Origin of the sequence: Sporolactobacillus mangiferae, from assembly GCF_023336505.1 — a bacterium.
GTDB classification, from domain to species: domain Bacteria; phylum Bacillota; class Bacilli; order Bacillales; family Sporolactobacillaceae; genus Sporolactobacillus; species Sporolactobacillus mangiferae.
In genome coordinates this window covers 29,434-50,028 of sequence record NZ_JAMAST010000020.1, presented here as the reverse complement: position 1 = coordinate 50,028, position 20,595 = coordinate 29,434, and the positions used below count along the sequence as shown (strand labels likewise).

19 protein-coding genes and 1 riboswitch are annotated in these 20,595 nt (G+C 47.2%); of the genes, 14 read left to right on the top strand and 5 right to left on the bottom strand.

The features are described from left to right. Positions 1-122: 122 nt before the first annotated feature. From larE to M3N64_RS12450, 4 genes are all read left to right on the top strand, one after another. Complete coding sequence (gene larE / locus M3N64_RS12465) at positions 123-956, top strand: ATP-dependent sacrificial sulfur transferase LarE (protein ID WP_249102791.1); 834 nt, start codon at positions 123-125, stop codon at positions 954-956. A 247-nt stretch (positions 957-1,203) separates the two neighbouring features. Continuing rightward, entirely contained in the window at positions 1,204-2,211 is a 1,008-nt protein-coding gene (locus M3N64_RS12460) for a HoxN/HupN/NixA family nickel/cobalt transporter (RefSeq protein ID WP_249102787.1), read from the top strand. A 191-nt stretch (positions 2,212-2,402) separates the two neighbouring features. Then, the gene (locus tag M3N64_RS12455) at positions 2,403-3,377 is read left to right on the top strand and encodes a nuclease-related domain-containing protein (RefSeq protein WP_249102784.1); all 975 of its coding nucleotides are present in this window, start codon (positions 2,403-2,405) and stop codon (positions 3,375-3,377) included. A gap of 188 nt (positions 3,378-3,565) precedes the next feature. After that, a complete protein-coding gene (locus M3N64_RS12450; RefSeq protein ID WP_249102783.1) occupies positions 3,566-4,123 on the top strand; it encodes a GNAT family N-acetyltransferase in 558 nt (185 codons plus the stop codon). On the opposite strand, the gene M3N64_RS12445 is transcribed toward M3N64_RS12450, so the two are convergent. Continuing rightward, on the bottom strand, positions 4,062-4,616 hold the full coding sequence (locus tag M3N64_RS12445; protein WP_249102781.1) for a hypothetical protein: 555 nt from the start codon (positions 4,614-4,616) through the stop codon (positions 4,062-4,064). The genes M3N64_RS12450 and M3N64_RS12445 overlap by 62 nt on opposite strands. 166 nt (positions 4,617-4,782) lie before the next feature. Next, complete coding sequence (gene tlp / locus M3N64_RS12440) at positions 4,783-5,010, bottom strand: small acid-soluble spore protein Tlp (protein WP_249102779.1); 228 nt, start codon at positions 5,008-5,010, stop codon at positions 4,783-4,785. A gap of 205 nt (positions 5,011-5,215) precedes the next feature. Between tlp and M3N64_RS12435 the strand changes: the two genes are divergently transcribed. The 3 genes from M3N64_RS12435 to M3N64_RS12425 are packed head-to-tail and all read left to right on the top strand — an operon-like array spanning position 5,216 to position 7,533. Next, the gene (locus M3N64_RS12435; protein WP_249102776.1) at positions 5,216-6,115 is read left to right on the top strand and encodes an ABC transporter ATP-binding protein; all 900 of its coding nucleotides are present in this window, start codon (positions 5,216-5,218) and stop codon (positions 6,113-6,115) included. Continuing rightward, positions 6,112-6,912 carry a DUF2705 family protein gene (locus tag M3N64_RS12430; RefSeq protein ID WP_249102772.1) on the top strand — a complete coding sequence of 267 codons (801 nt, stop codon included), beginning with the start codon at positions 6,112-6,114 and terminating at the stop codon, positions 6,910-6,912. The genes M3N64_RS12435 and M3N64_RS12430 overlap by 4 nt, the downstream gene beginning before the upstream one ends. Then, positions 6,913-7,533 (top strand): TetR/AcrR family transcriptional regulator, encoded by a 621-nt coding sequence (locus tag M3N64_RS12425; protein WP_249102771.1) that lies wholly within the window; start codon positions 6,913-6,915, stop codon positions 7,531-7,533. Between the two features lie 98 nt (positions 7,534-7,631). Here M3N64_RS12425 and M3N64_RS12420 read toward each other — a convergent pair whose 3' ends face one another. Together M3N64_RS12420 and adhE are read right to left on the bottom strand one after the other, a co-directional pair. Beyond that, the gene (locus M3N64_RS12420; RefSeq protein WP_249102770.1) at positions 7,632-8,633 is read right to left on the bottom strand and encodes a D-2-hydroxyacid dehydrogenase; all 1,002 of its coding nucleotides are present in this window, start codon (positions 8,631-8,633) and stop codon (positions 7,632-7,634) included. Between the two features lie 346 nt (positions 8,634-8,979). After that, positions 8,980-11,592: a bifunctional acetaldehyde-CoA/alcohol dehydrogenase gene (adhE, locus tag M3N64_RS12415; protein WP_249102769.1), complete on the bottom strand. Its 2,613-nt coding sequence runs from the start codon at positions 11,590-11,592 to the stop codon at positions 8,980-8,982. A gap of 584 nt (positions 11,593-12,176) precedes the next feature. On the opposite strand from adhE, the gene M3N64_RS12410 reads away from it, so the two are divergent. Next, a complete protein-coding gene (locus M3N64_RS12410) occupies positions 12,177-13,469 on the top strand; it encodes an NCS2 family permease (protein ID WP_249102801.1) in 1,293 nt (430 codons plus the stop codon). Positions 13,470-13,791: 322 nt separating this feature from the next. On the opposite strand, the gene M3N64_RS12405 is transcribed toward M3N64_RS12410, so the two are convergent. Further along, positions 13,792-14,367 (bottom strand): hypothetical protein, encoded by a 576-nt coding sequence (locus M3N64_RS12405; protein ID WP_249102768.1) that lies wholly within the window; start codon positions 14,365-14,367, stop codon positions 13,792-13,794. Positions 14,368-14,575: 208 nt separating this feature from the next. Here M3N64_RS12405 and M3N64_RS12400 point away from each other — a divergent pair, with 208 nt between their 5' ends. From M3N64_RS12400 to purB, 6 genes are all read left to right on the top strand, one after another. Then, positions 14,576-16,330 carry a right-handed parallel beta-helix repeat-containing protein gene (locus tag M3N64_RS12400; RefSeq protein ID WP_249102766.1) on the top strand — a complete coding sequence of 585 codons (1,755 nt, stop codon included), beginning with the start codon at positions 14,576-14,578 and terminating at the stop codon, positions 16,328-16,330. Between the two features lie 279 nt (positions 16,331-16,609). Further along, the gene (locus tag M3N64_RS12395) at positions 16,610-16,888 is read left to right on the top strand and encodes a hypothetical protein (protein ID WP_249102765.1); all 279 of its coding nucleotides are present in this window, start codon (positions 16,610-16,612) and stop codon (positions 16,886-16,888) included. A gap of 202 nt (positions 16,889-17,090) precedes the next feature. Next, a complete protein-coding gene (locus M3N64_RS12390) occupies positions 17,091-17,321 on the top strand; it encodes an NETI motif-containing protein (protein ID WP_438271021.1) in 231 nt (76 codons plus the stop codon). Positions 17,322-17,391: 70 nt separating this feature from the next. Next, a riboswitch (purine riboswitch) is annotated at positions 17,392-17,493 on the top strand. Between the two features lie 164 nt (positions 17,494-17,657). Next, positions 17,658-18,146: a 5-(carboxyamino)imidazole ribonucleotide mutase gene (gene purE / locus M3N64_RS12385; RefSeq protein ID WP_249102798.1), complete on the top strand. Its 489-nt coding sequence runs from the start codon at positions 17,658-17,660 to the stop codon at positions 18,144-18,146. Next, complete coding sequence (gene purK / locus M3N64_RS12380) at positions 18,143-19,297, top strand: 5-(carboxyamino)imidazole ribonucleotide synthase (RefSeq protein WP_249102764.1); 1,155 nt, start codon at positions 18,143-18,145, stop codon at positions 19,295-19,297. Before purE ends, purK begins: the two co-directional genes overlap by 4 nt. Then, positions 19,290-20,588, top strand: coding sequence for an adenylosuccinate lyase (purB, locus tag M3N64_RS12375; protein ID WP_249102762.1), 1,299 nt, complete (start codon positions 19,290-19,292; stop codon positions 20,586-20,588). Before purK ends, purB begins: the two co-directional genes overlap by 8 nt. Positions 20,589-20,595 lie beyond the last annotated feature (7 nt).

The window sequence follows — 20,595 nt, the reverse complement described above, 5'->3', positions numbered from 1 at the left end:
TATTTAAGTGAAAGATCGATGCTAATCGATGGCGTGAGAAGTCAGTCCCTTATACGCATGAGCGAGTCTATGTGCAACAGCATCTTCAGCATAACCAAAAAATAAGAGGAAGGTCATTCAAAATGCAAACATTAACCGAAAAAAAACAGAACTTAGAGGCTTTGTTGAAGGAAATGAATCGTGTGGTTGTTTCTTTCTCCGGTGGTATTGACAGTACGCTCGTGCTTAAGATGGCACTCGATACGCTGGGGCGCGACCATGTGCTCGCTGTCGTAGCCAATTCCGAATTATTCACCAATGAAGAATATGAAAAAGCAGTTGTTCTGGCTGAGAAGCTGGGTGCCAGTGTCATCGGCACGGAACTCAATTATCTGGCAGAAGAACACATTAAGCACAATACAGCGGACAGCTGGTACTATGCGAAGAAACGGTTCTATGCGCGAATGAATGAAATCGCTGCTTCGAAAAAATTCACTTACGTACTGGACGGCATGATCATGGACGATAACAGTGATTTCCGTCCCGGCCTGCGCGCACGTACGGAAGCTGGTGTCCGCAGTGTGCTTCAGGAAGCGGGCTTTTATAAAACGGATGTCCGTGCGCTGGCGAAAGAAATTGGATTGACCAACTGGAACAAGGTTTCCTCATGCTCGGTTTCTTCGCGTTTTCCATACGGGACAACGCTCACTCGGGAAAATATTGCACAGGTCATGAAATCAGAGAAATACATTCGCGATCTTGGGTTTGCAACGGTTCGTGTCCGCTGGCATGGAGAGATCGCCCGTGTTGAACTTCCAGCGGAACGCTTGAGCGAATTTCTGAAATTCAATGTTCAGGTCAGCAAGGCGCTGGCTGTCTTCGGATTTAAGTATGTGACGCTTGATCTGAGCGGATTCCGCAGTGGGCGCATGAATGAATCACTTTCTGAGGTGGAACGCAAAACGTTTGTTTCTTAACTGAAAGGATGAATCGTGCAGGCGGGTGGCTGAGTATTAAAGCAGAGGTGCGCTGACATCTGTGAGACTGGCGCTGTTGATGCGTGGTGATATCATGCAGATTCCCGCTTGTCTGGGAAAGCTCGCGGCAAGCGGTCAGCCGACACTACGATGTTAACCAAAACGGTTCCGTTTTGCACGAACGGGCAATCTGAGTCAAAAGGAATTCGAATTGCCCGCTTTCCAAAAGAAAGGAAGTAAGTCTGAAATGATCAAAAAAAGTTTGCCCTACTATACAGGTTCCATTTTTCTGCATTTTGCCGGTCTATGCTCTCTTTTCTTTGCGGTGCAGGCTCATCCGGCAATGCTTGGACTTGGACTGGTCGCATACACCCTTGGACTTCGCCATGCTTTTGATGCCGATCACATTGCCGCTATTGACAATACTGTGCGCAAGCTGACAGAGCAGAAGCAAAATCCGATGGGTGTCGGCTTTTATTTTTCACTCGGTCATTCGTCAGTTGTTTTTCTCATGGCAGCTGCTTTGGCAATATCCATTCAATGGGCGCAGCGTCACCTGCCTCTGTTTTCGGATGTTGGTGGGATGATCGGTGCCATTGTATCGGGCAGTTTTCTCATGGTCATTGCCTTTTTCAATCTATTAATCTTAATTGATTTGTGGAAGCAGTATGGGCGATTGAAACAGCAAGCATTTGATCAGGCCAAGATGGAACAGCTGCTCCAGTCACGCGGCCTGCTTGTCCCACTGCTTCGCCCGTTGTTTGCATTCATTAATAAGAGCTGGCATGTGCTGCCGCTTGGATTTCTTTTTGGACTCGGTTTTGACACGGCGACAGAAATCAGTCTGCTTGCGATCTCCGCAGAGTCCGCGCAAATGCATATGTCGCTGATCGCTGTACTTGCCTTGCCCATTCTTTTTGCAGCTGGGATGAATGTCATGGATACAACCGATTCGGTCATGATGTCTTGCGCCTATCGCTGGGCTTTGGATACGCCTGTTCGGAAAATCTATTATAATTTGACGGTGACGGCGATTTCGGTTGCTGCCGCAGTACTGATTGGTCTGGTCGAGCTTAGTCAGGTCGCCGGGAAAATGTATCATTTGCAGGGCGGCATTTGGCGCTGGGTGCAGCAGATCGATCTGAACTGGTTAGGCTATGCGTTAATTATCCTGTTTCTCAGTATATGGGCCGTTTCATATGTCATATGGAAAATGCTTCATGCCAGTCAAAGATGGGGCGGCAATCTGTCATAAGAAGCAGCGATCAAGAGAACGATCAATCAGTCTTTTTTCGGATGTTCTGTGGCCAGCCACAGGCATCTTTTTTATTCCATGCCATCGGGTCACTGATGCAGACAAAACGTTGATGAATGGACTGAGTGAGCTGTAAAAAAGGATACTGCATGTTGTTGTCGAATATTCTATTACGAAAGTGAGGCGATGCTATGTATGTGAAACCTGTTCAAATTCCATGCCACGTGCTTCAGTATGAGGCGCTGTTGAGGAGGCTGCGTCCCGGACCGGCACGTGCTGACGTTCTGTCGCACTATAAAAGGGCGCTTGCCGGTTACCGCGGAGAGCAGTCCATGGATTATCCGCTCAGTTATTTACCAAAGGAAAGCTTCTACATCTTCCACAATCTCCGTTTGCCCGATCATGTTCACTTTTTCCAAATTGATTTTCTCATATTATGCGCGCGCTACGTACTGATTCTTGAGGTGAAAAATATGAGCGGGACGCTAATGTTTGATACCGATTTGCACCAGCTGATTCGCGTGCGGGATGGCACTATTGATGTGTTCGAAGATCCAATCGCTCAGTTGGAGCAACTCGCTGATTCGCTGAGCGATTGGCTGCGCAAGCGCGGCACACATCTTCCGATCAGTGGCCGTGTCGCAATCGCTTCCAGTGTCCAGCTGCAATTCGAAGGATTGAGCCGTGAGAAAATATGCCGGGTGATTCGGCGGGCAAATCTCAGAGCAGAGCTGGCACGACTCGATCAGCAATTCAGGACGCCGCTTGTGTCTCAGCATGAACTTGATCGTGCTTCTGACTTACTGCTTTCCGCTAACCAGCCGCTCATCATTTCTCTCTTTCATAAGTTCCAGATCAGTCCAGAAGATGTGCTCACTGGTGTTCAATGCCCGGACTGCCACGTGCTGGGCATGATCAAAGAGAAGCAGCATTGGCGTTGCATGGCGTGTGGCTGCATATCAAGAAAAGCGCATTTAGCGGCACTTTGCGATTATTTCCACATTTACGGTACGACCATTACAAATAGACAGTGCAGAGCCTTTCTGAATATACAATCAGATACAAATGCGAAAAAAATGCTGCGTTCGGTCTCTTCACATTTTAAAGGTGACAACCGAGCCTGTGTTTATTATTTGTCGCCTGATTTACTTACCAAAAATCAATGAGACCGATATTATTGCAGAACAGACCGATAGTCCCCTGAAACGGACCGATATTATTGCAGAACAGACCGATAGTCCTCTGAAACAGACTGATAATTCCCCAAAAAAGACCGATAAAAACTTTGCGTCTCATGAAACAGAAAGATTAAGCCCATAATAATGATAAAAAATCATTGAGCGGGGGCATCAGTTTGATCACCTATAGAATATTAGCGGCCAAAGATGCGGAGCTGTATCACGCATTGCGGCTTGAAGCACTGAAAAACAATCCGGAGGCCTATGCTTCAGATCTTATGACCGAGCAAAAAAGGACAATGGATCAGATTCGTGCGCATCTGGACGATCCCTATGTCATGACGGTCGGCGGTTATGACGGAGAGCGAATGATTGCCATTGCATCACTCCATCTGGAAAAGTTGCCGAAAATGGCGCACCGCTCCACGCTCACAAGTGTATACGTAAATCCTGAGTATAGAGGGCGGCGTGTGTCCCGACACATGATGGAATACATGATTGAGCGAGTGAAAAAACGAGGAATCACGAAAATGTACCTTTATGTCATGACGCATAACGCATCTGCCATTCGCGCTTACAGGAAATTCGGATTTGACATCATCGGTGAGGACCGCGAAGCGATGAAAGAACCGCATGGCTACGTTGATGAGTACTTAATGGTTAAATATCTGGTTAAGCCGGCTGTACCGGCAGCGGCTCATGTGTATCCAGACCATCAGTCAAATAATCAATAAGTGATCCTTCATAAACGACCTCCGCCTGTTTCAATTCAAGCAGGTCGGCTGGTTTGACGAAACAGGCAGGCTTCATAAGCGAACAGGCGCCGCTGCGTTCAAGCACCATCGAAACAAATTGTGAGCAGAAATAGGCATGCGGCTGATTCAGCTTTCGATGCATTATGTAGCCGAGAATCCCGAGAAAATTGTAACGGTACTGATCGCCATTGTGCTGAAAATGGGCGAGCATTGCTCGTGCCTGCCGATAACTTTCTCGCGACAGAGGCAGACGTAGCAGTTTGATCGGCATATCAAGCTGTCCGCTTTGCGTAAGATCTGTTTCGATAAAGCCCCCTTTTAAAAAATTATATCTGCATTTGCGGCCGAAACTGTATACGAGAAGCGGTGAGTCCAAAGATATGGCCGCATGCGTGCAGCAGTCACCCGTCCACCATTTCACCAATTTTGACGGCAGCGTGCCGGAGTCCGTTAACAAAATATAGGCATACATCACTTCGAAACTCCTTTGTCCAAGTATGCCTTTACTTTAATCCATCATTTGTTTTTGAAAAATCATCCTCAGCAGTATCTTCCGATACGACCTGAGGCTTATCCTTCTCATGGATCGCCGTTTCTAAAAAAAGAAAAGGGCCGTGATTCAAGCCCTCTCCTGTGCATCAGTGCGTTTTGCTGTATCTTGCTTCGTCTTTGATTTCCTCACGCAGTCCCTTTACGCTTTCTTCACGACGTTTGTTCTTCTCAAGCAGCTGCTGCTTCTCGTCTTCGCTGATTTCTTCGTCATGTGCCTTGATGTAATCGCTGGTTTCATTCATGTTTTGCAGTGTGTTGCCGATGTTGTGTCCGATTTTTTCCCAGTTGTCCGAACGGTCATCCGGTTTTGCCATGTTTGCATCCCCCCTTCGACGATTATTATGTAACCGAAAAGGGAAGCTATGCGGTTATGCGGCTAGAAGGTTTTGCATGTGGCAATCGTGCACACTTATTTCAATATGCTTGTATGCAGAAAAAATGTTATTGACCACTCGGTCAATACATGCTACTATGTTGTTGACCTGGTGGTCAATAGCGAGTGCAGGGAGGTCTTTTGGTATGCCAGTCATTGAATTAAATCATATCAGTAAGCGATTCGGCAAGTTTCTTGCGGTGAATGATGTTTCGTTCACAGTGGAACAGGGTGAATTTTTCGGATTCATCGGACCGAATGGCGCAGGAAAATCGACAACCATGAACATGATTCTGAATTTTATCAAGCGAAGCGGCGGAGAAATAAAGGTGCTGGGAAAGAATGTGCCCGAACATGATCTTGAGGTGAAGAAACGGATTGGCTATGTGCCGAGCGATGTGCGCTTCTATCCACAGCTGCGTGTGCAGGACCTGATTCGCTACACGCTGGATTTTCACCATATGAAGGGTGATCAGGCGGAAATAGCGCGCTATTGTGACCTGTTTCAGATTGATGTGAAGAAAAAGTTCGGCAATCTGTCACTTGGCAACAAGAAGAAAATTGCGCTTGTCTGTGCATTGGTTCACCATCCGGAACTGATCATTATGGACGAACCGACGAACGGGCTTGATCCATTGATGCATGCACGTCTGTTTCGGATTTTAAAAGAAAAACAGAAACAGGGCGTCACCATTTTCCTGTCCAGCCACAATCTGAAAGAAGTGGAGGACTATTGTTCAAAAATTGCATTCATTCGCAGCGGCAAGCTGATCGGTATCGAAGATCTGGCGCAGATGAACAAAAAGGTAAAAATCATTACGTTGAAGGGGGCGCATCTGCCGATTGAACAGATGGCACTGATCGGTGCGACCTGCATCAAAAAAACAGATGGTGAAGCGCGATTCAGCTATGAGAAGAATTTGACACAGCTTTTTTCTACATTATCCAATTTATCGGAAACACTTGATGATGTTACGGTTACAAATCGTGATTTGGAAGAACAATTCATGACCATGTATGAACACCAGGAGGGAGAACGTTTATGACATTATTCAGACTTGAATGCAAAACGCATATTAAAACATTGCTGATCTGGATCATCGTGGTTGCTGCGCTGACCGTTGGGCTTGTCTCGCTGTTTCCGGCGATGAAAGATATGGGACTTGATCAGATGAAATCATTGCCAAAGGACATGATGAAGGCGTTCAATCTCTCGGATCTCGGAGCGCTGACCACGATTAAAGGTTATTTCGGTTATGAATATCAGTATGTCATGATCGCGACCGGAATCTTCGCGGCGATGCTTGGAACTAATGCACTGGCACGTGAAGAGGCGGAAGGCACAATCGGGTATCTCTACGCACAGCCGATTTCGCGTATCTCCATTGTCGGATGGAAAATGGCTGCGCATAGCATCCTTTATACGCTATACTGGTTAATATCAATGGTGGTCGCATTTTTTACCTGCGTCCTTTTTAAGGAATCTGGCGCTTCGGTTTCCGGACTTTTTAAGGACTTCGTTCAGCTAAGTTTCACCGGATGGATCATGGGACTGACTTTTCTCGCAGTCGGCTTTTTGCTGTCAGCGATTCTGTCTTCGAACAAGTCAGCGACATCACTTTCACTGGGACTCGTTTTTCTGACCTTTATATTCGGTGTTGTCGGAAAAATGAATGACGACTTTGAGACGCTGATTTTCTTTTCACCGGTGGATGCGGCACTGCCAAGCAGTGTGTTCAAGGACGGCATTGAGTGGAAATATATTGTGACCGATCTGGTCGTGATTGTCGTTTCCGCATTACTCTCCTTATGGATTTACAGGAGGAAGGATTTGAAGGTTTAAATGGAAGAAGCATCGAAAGAATTTGCCATTCTGACGGCAGCCATTCATGAATTTGCGGAAAAAGGGTTTGACCAGGCGTCAACTAATCAGATTGCGAAAGCGTCAGGCGTATCCAAGGGGCTGATTTTCCATTATTATGAATCAAAGGAAAAATTGTTTGAAGCCTGTGTGAATTATGCGCTGACCTTTTCGGAAGAGAAGCTGGATTACAAAAACTGGAATTTTTCCGATCATTTGATTCAAAAAATAAGATCATTCGTTGCGGAGGAAATTAAATTCTGCCGCGATTATCCCGATGTCTTCCATCTGTTGATGAATGCGTTTGTTCATCCGCCAGAACAGCTGTCCGATCAGATGGTACAGCTGTTCAAGGACGTGGAGAAGATGGCACGGCAGTTTTTTGAGCAGATTATTGGCAGCCTGGATCTGAAAGACGACGTTGCACCCGAAGTACTGATGGCGGTAATTCAATCTCATTATGAATATTATATGAATCGGGCTATGGCCTTTTTAAAGGCCTATCCGGATGCACGTATGGAGGATGTCCGGCCGTTTATGGATCAGTTTATTAATATGCTGGCCATGAGCCTGCGCGGCCTGCTGAAAAATGAAGAATCGTGAAAAACCGAAGCCTGTAGAAGCTCAGGTAATGAAGGAAAAAGCGGAGAACGGCACTCCTGTTATAAAAGGAGGTGTTGTTCTCCGCTTTGTGGTGCCAGTCAGCTGATCGGCTGCACACGATTCTTGCTCGTTCCCGTTTCCAGGACCTCGGAAACGGCGTCGAGTGCGCCTTCGACAATGTTTCGAATGGCGGTTTCAGTAAAAAATCCAACGTGAGGCGTAAGCAGAACCTGATCCATGGCGATGAGCTTCTCAAGATAGGGATCATCAAGCTTGCGATCGCCCAGATTTTTATTAATGAATTCCTCATTTTCGAATGTGTCCAGTGCGGCACCGGCGATTTGTCCCGTTTCCAGTGCGTCAATTAAATCGGCTGTGTTAATGAGACCACCGCGTGCGATGTTGATCAGATAGGCACTTCTCTTCATGATTTTCAGCGTGTTTTTATTAATCATATGGCGCGTTGAATCGAAAAGCGGCGTATGAAGCGAGACAATGTCCGCCTCCTTCAGCACATCCTCAAGCGAGTGGCGGTAGTCGAGCACTTCGCTGAGCTGCTGATTCGGATATTGATCAAAACCGATTACAGTTGCACCGAGTCCCTTGAAAAGCTTGGCGGCCGTGGCACCGATGCGTCCTGTTCCTATAATGCCGACGGTCAGCGAACGGATTTCCCGCGAAAGAAGTCCCGCCCAGCGGAAGTCATTGTCTGCGATGCGTTTCTGGAATTGCGGAATGTGGCGAACCAGCTGCAGTGCCTGAGTAACAGCAAGTTCTGCTACTGCATAAGGCGAATAGGCGGGCACGTTTGTGACGACTAACCCGTTTTTCTCCGCTTCCTTCAGGTCAATCATGTCATAACCCGCTGTTCGCGTGGCGATTTGCCGGATGCCATAGCTTTTAAGCTGTGCATACACGTTGGGGCCGCCGAGTGCAATCGGCTGTTGAATGCAAATTCCGTCAAAGCCATCCGCCGCTGCAACCGTATGTTCAGAAAGCATATCCGCTGTGGTATGCACTTCAGCTGAGTGCTTTTTTGCCCACTGCGCAATGATCTCTTGCTCGTGACTTTGCACGCCGTACATCAAGATTTTTATCATTTTGGCCGTATCCCTCCTGAACAGCTTGCATATTTGGAGAAATCATGTCCGATTTATTCGTGATTGATTTCACAATAAGTGTAAACAAACATTTGGTTCATGTAAACAATCCTGATTTAAAGCATAGCTGCTGTTATGTAGTGAAGCATGTCTGGATTCAGATAGAAAGGAATATAAATGGAAAGATTACAGTCAAATGGTTAGAAAAATGGACAAATAATAAAAATGTCCCAATGTATTTTTGACAATGAGACATTCTTAGTTATTGCATGGAGGAGGCAGACAGTTTCAGAGAACTTCGCGGCCCAATGTCCATGCCAGTTCTTACTTAATTTTTCTCTGCCCATCAAATCCCCTTAAAGGCGGCACGGTATATATCGGCAAGTTCTGTGACAAGTGGCATTTTCGGATTGGCCGGGGTGCATTGATCGCCGAAAGCACGATCTGCCAGTCTGTCAACTGTTTTATCGAAGTCCGCTTTGCTGACGCCGTTTGCTTCAATGCTCATCGGCATGTTAAGTTGCTGCGCCAGTTTTTTAATCGCCTGCACCAGATTTTCCACGCTTTCCTCAGTGGTTTTGCCGCCGACCCCGATCACTCTGGCGATTTCAGCATAGCGCTGGTCGGCAATGAAATGTCTGTATTTGGGCCATGCGGCAAACTTTGTCGGTTTTCTGGCATTGTAACGGATCACGTGCGGCATCAGAATCGCGCAGCATCGACCGTGGGCCAGGTGAAACTCATTGCCCAGCTTGTGCGCGAGACTGTGGTTGATACCAAGGAATGCATTCGAGAACGCCATACCCGCAATCGTAGAAGCATTGTGCATTTTTTCTTTTGCTTCACGATCGCCGGGATCTTTATAAGAGCGCGGCAGATAGTCGAATACAAGCTGAATAGCCTTGATGCACAATCCGTCGGTAAAGTCATTGGCCATATTCGATACATACGCTTCGATGGCATGGGTGAGCACATCCATGCCGGAGTCAGCGAGCACGCGCTGCGGCACCGTCATCACGAATTCCGGATCGACGATGGCGACATTCGGCGTCAGCGCATAGTCGGCGAGCGGGTACTTCATATCATTCTCCTTGTCAGTAATGACGGAGAAAGAAGTGACTTCGGAACCGGTGCCTGAAGTGGTCGGAATGGCAACGAACTTCGCTTTTTTTCCGAGTTCCGGAAACTTGAACACACGCTTCCGAATGTCCATGAATTTTTGTTTCAGGCCGAAGAATTCGGTTTCCGGACTTTCATAGAACAGCCACATTCCTTTGGCAGCATCCATGGCTGAACCGCCGCCGAGAGCAATGATCACATCCGGCTTGAAGCTGCGCATTCTTTCCGTTCCCTTCATGACCGTTGCAACTGAAGGATCCGGCTCCACATCAGAGAAAATCTCATAGTGAACCGGTGTGCTTCGTTTTTTTAAAAAATGGACAACGCGATCCACATAGCCAAATTTCACCATACCCGGATCGGCGACAATGAACGCTCGCGAGATATCCGGCATGACGGACAGATACCTGGTTGCGTTTTTTTCAAAATAGATCTTTGGTGGTACTTTAAACCACTGCATATTGTTGCGGCGATTGGCAACTGTTTTTATATTGATCAGATTCGCAGTACCAACATTGGTTGATACCGAATTTCCGCCATACGTGCCGCAGCCGAGTGTCAGTGAAGGAATGAAGTGGTTGTAGATATCACCGATACCGCCAAGCGATGACGGAGCATTGACGATCAGTCGTCCCGCTTTCATTTTCCTGGCGAATGCATCAATGACCTGCTGATTTGTTGAATGGATAACGGCCGAATGCCCGATGCCCCCGAATTCGAGCATATCTTCACAGAGCTGGAGACCAGCTTCGGTCGTTTTTGCCCTGAAGCAGGCAAGCACAGGACTTAGCTTTTCACGCGAAAGCGGTGATTCCGGACCGACATCGGTGAGCTCGGCAACAATTACCTTTGTATTTTTTGGAACAGTTACACCGGCAAGCTTTGCGATTTCAAATGCAGGCTGACCGACGATTTTTGGATTGACAGCACAACGCCGTTCATCAATCACCAGTTTTTCAACTTTTTTCTTTTCGTCCTCATTTAAAAAATAACATTGATTGGAAATCATTTCCTGCTTGACGGTTTCATAGATTGACGTATCAATAATAACTGCCTGTTCCGATGCACAGATCATGCCATGGTCAAACGTCTTTGATAAAATCAGATCATTGACAGCCTGGCTGATATCCGCTGTTTTTTCGATATAAGCAGGTACGTTCCCCGGTCCGACGCCGATCGCCGGTTTGCCGGAACTGTACGCGGCTTTAACCATGCCGGAACCTCCTGTTGCCAGGATAAGTGAGACGCCTGGATGATGCATCAGCTGCTGCGTCGCTTCCAGTGAAGGTTTTTCAATCCACTGAATACAGTTTTTCGGTGCACCGGCGCGAATGGCGGCATCGCGCACGATACGCGCGGCCTCACTGCTGCACTGCTGAGCGGATGGATGGAAGGCAAAAATAATCGGATTTTTCGTTTTAATTGAAATCAGCGATTTGAACATGGTCGTTGATGTCGGATTGGTTACGGGTGTAACACCGGCAATGACACCGACCGGCTCGGCAATTTGAATGATTTCATCATACGGATCTTCATGAATCACGCCGACTGTCTTGTTGTTTTTGATTGCATTATAAATGTATTCGGTTGCAAAAATATTCTTAATCATTTTATCCTCATAAACACCGCGTCTGGTTTCCTCAACGGCCTTTTTTGCCAGCTGCATATGCTGATCCAGACCTGCCAAAGCCATTTGCCGTACAATTTCATCAATCTGCTTCTGATTAAGAGGGGCAAATTCGTCCAGCGCAGTTTTTGCATTTGTCACTAATCGTTCGATCATCTCTTCCGTTTTATTGTTTGCATCTTTCGGATTGAGGGATTGTTCCTCCACAGCCATTCGCTTTTCCTCCTTAAGAACACCTTGAAGTATTTGTGAAATATTTCACAAATATAATTTACTTTATCCGCAGCGTTTTGGCAATCGATATGAAAGCGCTGTCACATAATTTTAAAAAAATTAAGGCAGATTAGTGACAAAGGAGCACAATGCTGTAAATAATCATAAGAAGTGATGGATACCCAATCAGAATGATTGCTGCACAAATGACATGCAGTGATACGAAAATTAATTAAAGAACAAATACATGTATTGCGAAGATGTTTTGTTAAATCCCGAACATTTTATTTAATATCAATGTTCAGCGTTCGTTATTTCGTTGACGTTCCTCCCGTTCAACTGCTATAATGGGCGATGTAAAAAAGAGTTTTGCTTCGATTATCGATCCATCTAAATTAGTTTTCATGGTGGCTCTTTGCACTCATTACTTTTGTTTTTCCGCATTCTTTTGCTTATTGTGCGCTGTCATTGTATTCAGCCCGAATCTGTGCCGAAGCTGCTGTCCTGGCTGATCATGAACTGAGAAACGATGGATCAAATGAGCAAACAAAGATCTGAGGGGGATTATTGTGAACGAGAATTGGTTGTCACGTTATTTCCAGTTTTCAGAATTAAAGACAACCCTTGGCCGTGAAACGCTGGCCGGGCTGACCACTTTTATATCTATGGCGTACATACTGTTCGTGAACCCCAGTGTTCTGGGCGCTTCCGGCATGGACAAGGGTGCGGTTTTCACCGCAACAGCAATTGCCAGTGCGCTTGGCTGTCTGATTATGGGCATTGTTGCCAAATATCCGATTGCAATTGCGCCAGGTCTTGGTGTCAACGCTTTTTTTGCTTACTCCGTATGTATTGGGATGAAAATTCCGTGGGAAACGGCGCTTGCCGGCGTTTTTATTGCATCAGTGATTTTTGTTCTGATTACGATCTTCAAACTGCGCGAGATCATTATCGATGCGATTCCGCAAAGCCTGAAGCTGGCCATGGCAGCCGGCATCGGCTTGTTTATTGCTTTCATCGGCCTTCATGAAGGCGGATTGATCGTTGCTAATAAGTCAACAATGGTCGGCTTCGGTCCTTTGGATGTCGGGACGACCTGGCTGACGATTTTTGGCCTGATTGTAACGATTATCCTGCTTATCCGGAAGGTTCCCGGTGCTATTTTTATCGGTATGGTCCTGACTTCGATTGTCGGTATTATTTTCAAATTGATTCCGCTGCCGTCTTCTATTGTTTCGACAGCGCCGAGCCTTGCACCAACTTTCGGCAAAGCGATTACGCATGTTCCGGATATCAATACGGTTCAGCTCGGCATCGTCGTTCTGACCTTCCTGCTTGTGACGTTCTTTGACACGGCCGGTACGCTGATCGGTCTTGCTGAACAGGCTGGTTTTATGAAAAATAACAAGATGCCGCGTGTCGGCCAGGCACTGCTTGCGGACTCCACATCGATGCTTGCGGGCTCCGTGCTTGGCACCTCGCCAACTTCGGCATACATTGAATCGTCAACCGGCATTGCGGTCGGCGGACGTTCTGGTTTCACTGCCGTCGTGACCGGCATCCTGTTCCTGTTCGGCATGCTGTTCTCACCGCTTCTGTCCGTGGTGACGTCGCAGGTAACTGCTCCGGCATTGATCATTGTCGGAGTTCTTATGGCAACGGCACTGAAACAGATTCCGTGGGATAAATTTGAAATTGCCGTTCCGGCATTTCTGACTGTGCTTGGCATGCCGCTGACGTACAGTATTTCGGATGGCATCGCACTTGGTTTTATTCTTTATCCGATTACGATGATTACCGCCGGACGCTGGAAAGAAATCCATCCGATTGTTTATGTGCTGTTTTTTGTCTTTATCGTTTTCTTTGCTCTCATTTAAAGTGAATTTAAAACGGAGGACGGCTGAAAAAAGAGATCCAGAAATGCTGCACCGCAACCGTCTCACGTTCCAGGTCCTCCATAACAGGCAAGGATGGCTCATCGTCATAAGACGATTGAACCATCCTTGTTTTTTTATACTCTTGAATTGTCAAATTCAGCGGATTATCGTATAAGTGCGACTGCCTCTCTGCCTTCGCCAGAGGCTTGGCCAAGCCAAGTTTTCTAACAGAATAAAGAAACAAGGATTTTGCCCCATATGAAAACCAATAAACCAGTGTCTTATCGAGAATCAAAGCGGAGGTGCGCTGGCGCCTGGGGGATCAGCGAGCCAGGGAAGACCCCGCAGAAATTGGCCTGCCTGAGGAGGCTTCCGGATCGCCCGCGGCAAGCGAGCAACTGAAGCGTCGATGCCAACCAAACAAACAGATCAAAGACTCCGGTAGAAAACTGTGAAAACACGCGATGACCGGTAAATGATGATTAATGACCGGTAAATCGTACTGAATGACCGGTAAATAGCGCAGGAATGACCGGTAAATCATGCTGAATGGTCGGTAAATCGCAGTCAAACGGCATCCTGTGAAAGTACGTCCTGTGCACAACGCGGAAGCCACCGCATCCTGCGGAAGTAAGGACCGGGCGCTTTTTGCCCCAATGAGCAAAATAATGTCCTGTCTGAGCATCAAAACTGAAGCTGCTTCCTGAAGAGACTCACGGTGCGCCCATAGCCCGAGCGGTGACGCAGCACAAAAGACATAAATCAATGACTCGTGGTCGGACAAGGGAATTTCGCTAAATATAAAGGAACTTTCAATAATAATAAAGGAGCTTTCAATCTGTGAAAGGCACTGTATCACTGAGAAAGAGAAGATCAGGCTTTCCGTCCGGTTTTTCACTCAAATGAAAGCGGAAGAGGTCCATCATAATTTTTTTGAGGAGACATATGATTGCTAGTGCGGTCATGGTAAAAAAGAAGAAAAAGAAAATGGAAGCGCATACTTATTGAGGAGGGAACGCAGCGGATAAATCACCCTGGATGAAATGCATCTTCCGGCAATCCAAGGTATTGCCGGAAATAACCGAGAGAAAGAGGTGTTAACAGAAATGAACATACGTTTTCGAAAATGCTTTTTCATGTGTCTGTCATGTTTTATGGCGATCATTATGATCCTGCCTGTATCCGTTTCAGAAGCAAAAGATTCAGGTGTTCATCCGGTATCTAAATCAGCACATGGGTTACATTCGGTCAAGGGCGCCGTGACTTATTATGTTGATCCAAGTGGCGATGACAGAGCTGATGGAAAATCACCAAGAACGGCTTGGAAAACCCTTGAGAAAGCCTCATCCGTCTCCCTTCACCCTGGGGACAGGCTGCTATTAAAAGCGGGCGGGGTATGGAACGATGAGAATCTGACCGTGCAGAATGCCCGAGGAACGAGAAAAAGGCCTATTCTTGTTGGATCATATGGAAAAGGGAAAAAACCGGTCATTAATGGCAATGGCGGAAATTGGTCATGGAAGCGTAAAGAAGAGCTGGCGGCGGTTCATGTTCTTAACAGTGCATATATTACGATCGAAAATCTTGAGGTGACTAATCTTGATGGCACCGATGTGCTTAAGCAGAGCGGAAAATATCTCTCCGGTATCATTGTGGAGAATCGTGATGCCGGTGAGTTAAGTCATGTGACTGTACGCAACAATGTGGTTCATCAGGTCAACGGTAAAATGTCGGGAGGCGGCAACAAGGATGTCGGTGGGATCATTATTTCCGTAACGGGAAACAGTGTCAAATCCTGGTACAATAATCTGAACATCATCGGTAACGATGTCTACGACGTGTGTCATGAAGGCATTTACATGTCCAGCTCCTGGGGCGGGCGTGAACTCGTACAGGCAGGTACAAGCGGCTGGGTTGGTTCAAAAAATGTTTTGATTCGTCAAAATTACGTTCACCATATTGCGGGCGACGGCATCGTGATCATCAATACTGAGAATGCGCTAGCCGATTATAATCTGGTGGATCATGCTGCCAGTGAGGACTGGGACTATTCGTCCAATCCTGCTCATGCCGCGCTTTGGATGTGGGATGCAAACAATGTAACCATACAATTTAACGAGGTCAGCCATACGGGACAGCCGGAACATGATGGCATGGCCTTTGATTTTGACTATGGTACGCAGAACAGCCTTTATCAGTATAATTACAGTCACGACAATGCAGGAGGCTTTCTCATGGTCTGTCCTTCGCCAAGCGGATACTCTGTCAATAATGTTGCCCGCTATAATGTCAGCTATAATGACGGCGGCCGCATTATTCGTACGGGAGGCATACACAGCGGCGGCATTCAGATTTACAACAATACAATGTATTGGGAGAAACCGGCAAAAGCAGTTGAAGAAGGAAACTGGGGCGGAAATAAGTCTGACGGCATTGAGATTTTCAACAATCTGTTCTATGGGCCGACAAGCACTTTTGGGAAAAATCCTGGAGTAGAATATTACAATAATAACGTCTTTGGCGGAGGAGAAGCGGCGTACAGTACGACGGGAGATCCGGCTGCGGTTGTGGCCGATCCCGGTTTTCTGGATAAAAGCAGAGTCACAGCCGGGAAGTATCTGAATGGGAAAGTTGTGCTCGGGACTGCCGAAGGGCTGAAACTTCATCGAAACTCCCCTCTGATTGGTGCAGGCACGCGGCAACCGAATGCTCCTTCTTATCAAAACGACACTATTCTGAATGATTTAGTGCCAACGGATATCACTAAGGCAAAAGTGGATTATTACGGAAATCCTGTTCGGCATGGCGAAAAACATACGATTGGTGCTTTTGAAGGCAAAAAAACAGGAGGTCGTCATTAAAACAAATCAAATCCATCAAACCTGATCAATACGTGCTACTGCAAAAGAGTGCAGAAGAGATAAGGTACCGGATACTCATTCATCCGCATCTTGTCTCTTTTTTTTCGGGAATCAAAACAAAGGCGCAATGGCTGCTGAGCGATCCTCGAGACCCGGCAGATTTCCATTTAGTGCACTCGCGGCAAGCATGTGTCGATCAGATTGTTCCTTGTGACGTGAATAGTGAAAAGCCGTCAATGCCATGATAAGAATAATCTATTTAAAAGGACGTGAGTGATCATGGCTGCGTTGTGGATCGCGATTTTATTCTGGATACTTGGCTGCGCGGTGCTTATTATGAGCTTCTTCCTGACACACAAAATAAGAGAAACCGGCGAACATTTGCTTAAGGATGCTGAACATGAGAAAAGCAGGGATGATTCTGCCAGCATCGCGATGACGATTGAAGGTCAGGTTCTTGAGCATATTCCAAGCTATTTGATTCATATGGTGACCGCTTTTCTGGGACTGACCCTGATCGTGTTTGGTGTTGTTGCACTTGCGTTTTATGTTCATTGATGAGATGGCCTTTCTGTCGAAAAGACGGCATACTTGTTATAATAAAAACGAGTGATTGTCTGGTTTGATTTTCTGCATGCGGAAAATCGTAAAAAGCCTGTATAATCCGCAAATAATAATCTGACAGAAGTATTTTTTTACATGATTCATGACAGATCGGTCATGCGGATACATGTTGTTAAAGAGAAGCGGTGATTTATTATTGAGCAGACAAAAACAGAAAACGTTAAGTAAGCCATTGATGAAGAAACGATTCATGGTTACGGAAGGAGAGACGATCAGCCAGTGTGTCGAGCGTATGAAAAGTGAAGGGTACATGCCAGTCAGGCGTATGGAAAAGCCACTTTTTCGCGAAACCGCTACCGGTCCGGAATGCATTGGCAGTCAATGCGTTTTCGAGGGGAAATGGATACGTCGAAAAGGCGAACAATAATACTTTTTACCCTTTTAACGTTCGATTATACGGTTGACCGCATGGTATATTGTTGTTATGATGAGAGAGTCAGATATGAAAAACGAACCCTCATATATTTTTGGGAATATGGCCCAACTGTTTCTACCCGGCGACCGGAAATTGCTGGACTATGAAGGGAAAATGCGACGTTTTGTTTGCGGCCGCTGCCCGCGGTTAAAAGACCAGACGGTCGTTTTCTCTTGATTCCGGGAGAACGGCTGTTCTGGGCTTTTTATTGTCCGGGTTTTTGATGTGCCGCGATCAGTGAGTAAACTTTATGCCGCAAAACAGACAGAGACGATTGAGGAGGAAAAAATGGTGAGTCAGGCAGTGGTTGGTGTGATCATGGGAAGCCGTTCGGACTGGGAAACCATGAAGCATGCATGTGATATTTTGGATGAACTGAATATTCCTTACGAGAAAAAAGTGGTGTCCGCACATAGAACGCCGGATCTGATGTTTCACTATGCAGATACCGCGCGTGCCCGCGGACTAAAGGTGATCATTGCCAGTGCGGGAGGAGCGGCGCATCTGCCGGGCATGACGGCGGCCATGACCACATTGCCGGTGATTGGTGTTCCGATTAAGTCTCGCGCGCTCAGCGGCATGGATTCACTGCTGTCCATTGTACAAATGCCAGCCGGTATTCCGGTGGCAACGGTCGCCATCGGCGATGCGGGCGCAACCAATGCGGCTCTCCTGGCGGCACAGATGCTGTCCGCTTTTGACGGCCAGTTGCAGGAACGATTGGACGCGTACCGTGAATCGCTTGCCAAAAAGGCAAAGGAAAGTGACCTGGAATGAAGCGGAAAACGATTCTGCCAGGACAAACGATCGGCATTCTTGGCGGCGGCCAGCTGGGCCGGATGATGGCGATCAGTGCCAGGCAAATGGGGTACCGGATCGCAGTACTTGATCCGGTTGAAGATTGTCCGTGCGCCCAGGTTGCCGATATCGCGATCATCGCGAATTATGATGATCCTGAAGGTGCAAAGAAAATGGCTGCATGTGCGGATGTTGTCACCTACGAATTTGAGAATGTGGCTGTTCAGACTGTCGAATATCTGCAGGAGAACAGCTACCTTCCACAGGGCGGCCGGCTGCTTGAGATAACCAAGGACAGACTGAATGAAAAAGCGGCGATTGAGAAAGCAGGCCTGCCGGTTGTACCGCATATGCCGGTCCGCAGCGAAGAGGAACTGAAAGCAGCGATTGACGAAATCGGCTATCCATCCGTTCTGAAGACGACGCAGGGCGGTTACGACGGGAAGGGACAATATGTGCTTCAGTCGGAATTGGACCTGAAGGAAGCGTTGCCGTATATCGGAAAAATCCCGTTTGAACTCGAAAAGTGGCTGCCTTTTGAAAAAGAAATATCTGTTATTGTTGTTCGCAGCACAGCCGGCGAAACTTCGGTTTTACCGGTAGCTGAAAATATACATCGTCACAATATTCTTCATCACACACTTGTGCCGGCGAGAATTCCTGAACATCTCCGCAATGAAGCAACCCAGCATGCGCTTCAGCTTGCGGAAGCGCTCGAACTCGTCGGCACGCTTGCCGTTGAAATGTTTGTCGGCACAGACGGAAAGGTGTACGTCAATGAGACGGCGCCGCGCCCGCATAATTCCGGACATTTCTCAATAAACGCCTGCGAAACATCGCAGTTTGAGCAGCACATCCGCGCAATCTGCGGGCTGCCGCTTGCCAGTACGCAGCTGCTCAGCCCGGCAATTATGATCAATATTCTTGGCGAACATGTCCAGCCGGTTCTGGACCAAATTCATTTATTGAAATCCGCACATCTTCATCTTTATGGAAAAGACGAGGCGAAAACCGGGCGCAAGATGGGTCACCTGACCATTCTCGGTGATTCTGCAGATGAGGCAATAGAAAGAGCAGAGCAATTAGGAATATGGAAAATCGAACAGGAAGTGGGTAACATTCATGATTGATCGGTACACACGCCCGGAAATGGGCGCGATCTGGACAGAAGAAAATCGTTATAAAGCCTGGCTGGAAGTTGAGATCCTCGCCTGCGCCGGATGGTCCGAACTCGGAGAAATTCCAAGGGAAGACGTTGAGCGGATTAGAAAGAATGCGACATTTACCGTGGATCGGATTCATGAGATCGAACAGCAGACACGCCATGATGTCGTTGCATTTACCCGCACCGTTTCCGAATCACTCGGCGAAGAGAAAAAATGGGTGCATTACGGGTTAACGTCGACGGATGTCGTGGACACGGCTCAGGGCTATTTGCTGAAACAGGCAAATGACATTCTTCTAAAAGACATCGAACATTTTATCGAAGTCATCCGGCAGAAAGCGAAAAAATATAAAAATACAATCATGATGGGACGCACGCACGGTGTACACGCCGAACCGACAACGTTCGGTCTGGTCATGGCACTGTGGTACGAAGAAATGAAGCGCAATCTGGAGCGCTTCAGACGTGCTGCTGATGAAGTTCAGTACGGAAAGATCTCCGGCGCGGTCGGCACGTACGCCAATATTGATCCATCAGTTGAGAGGTACGTATGCGTGCACCTTGGTATCAAGCCGGCTCCGATCTCCACTCAGGTGCTGCAGCGTGACCGTCACGCACACTATCTGTCCGTTCTTGCGCTGATCGCGACTTCCATTGAAAAGTTTGCCGTTGAAATTCGCGGACTTCAGCGTTCTGAAGTCCGCGAGGTGGAGGAGTATTTTGCTAAAGGTCAGAAGGGTTCATCGGCGATGCCGCATAAACGCAATCCGATCGGTTCGGAGAATATGTGCGGACTTGCCCGGGTGATTCGCGGCTACATGACAACGGCTTACGATGATGTACCACTGTGGCATGAACGCGACATTTCCCATTCATCCGCGGAACGGATTATTCTTCCGGATGCGACAATTGGTCTGGACTACATGCTGAACCGTTTTTCCAATATTCTCGAGAAGCTGACCGTTTTTCCGGAAAACATGAAGCGCAACATGAAGCGCACATTTGGACTGATCTTTTCGCAGCATGTGCTGCTTGCACTGATTGAAAAGGGTATGAGCCGGGAAGCAGCTTATGATATCGTTCAGCCAAATGCGATGAAGTCATGGGAGACAGAAACACCGTTTAAAGAAATTGTCGAAGCGGACAGCCGGATTACCGATCAGCTGACACAGGATGAAATCGATGCCTGCTTCGATCCGACATATCATCTGAAAAATGTTGATTTTATTTTTGAACGACTCGGCTTGAACGACTGATTTCGTA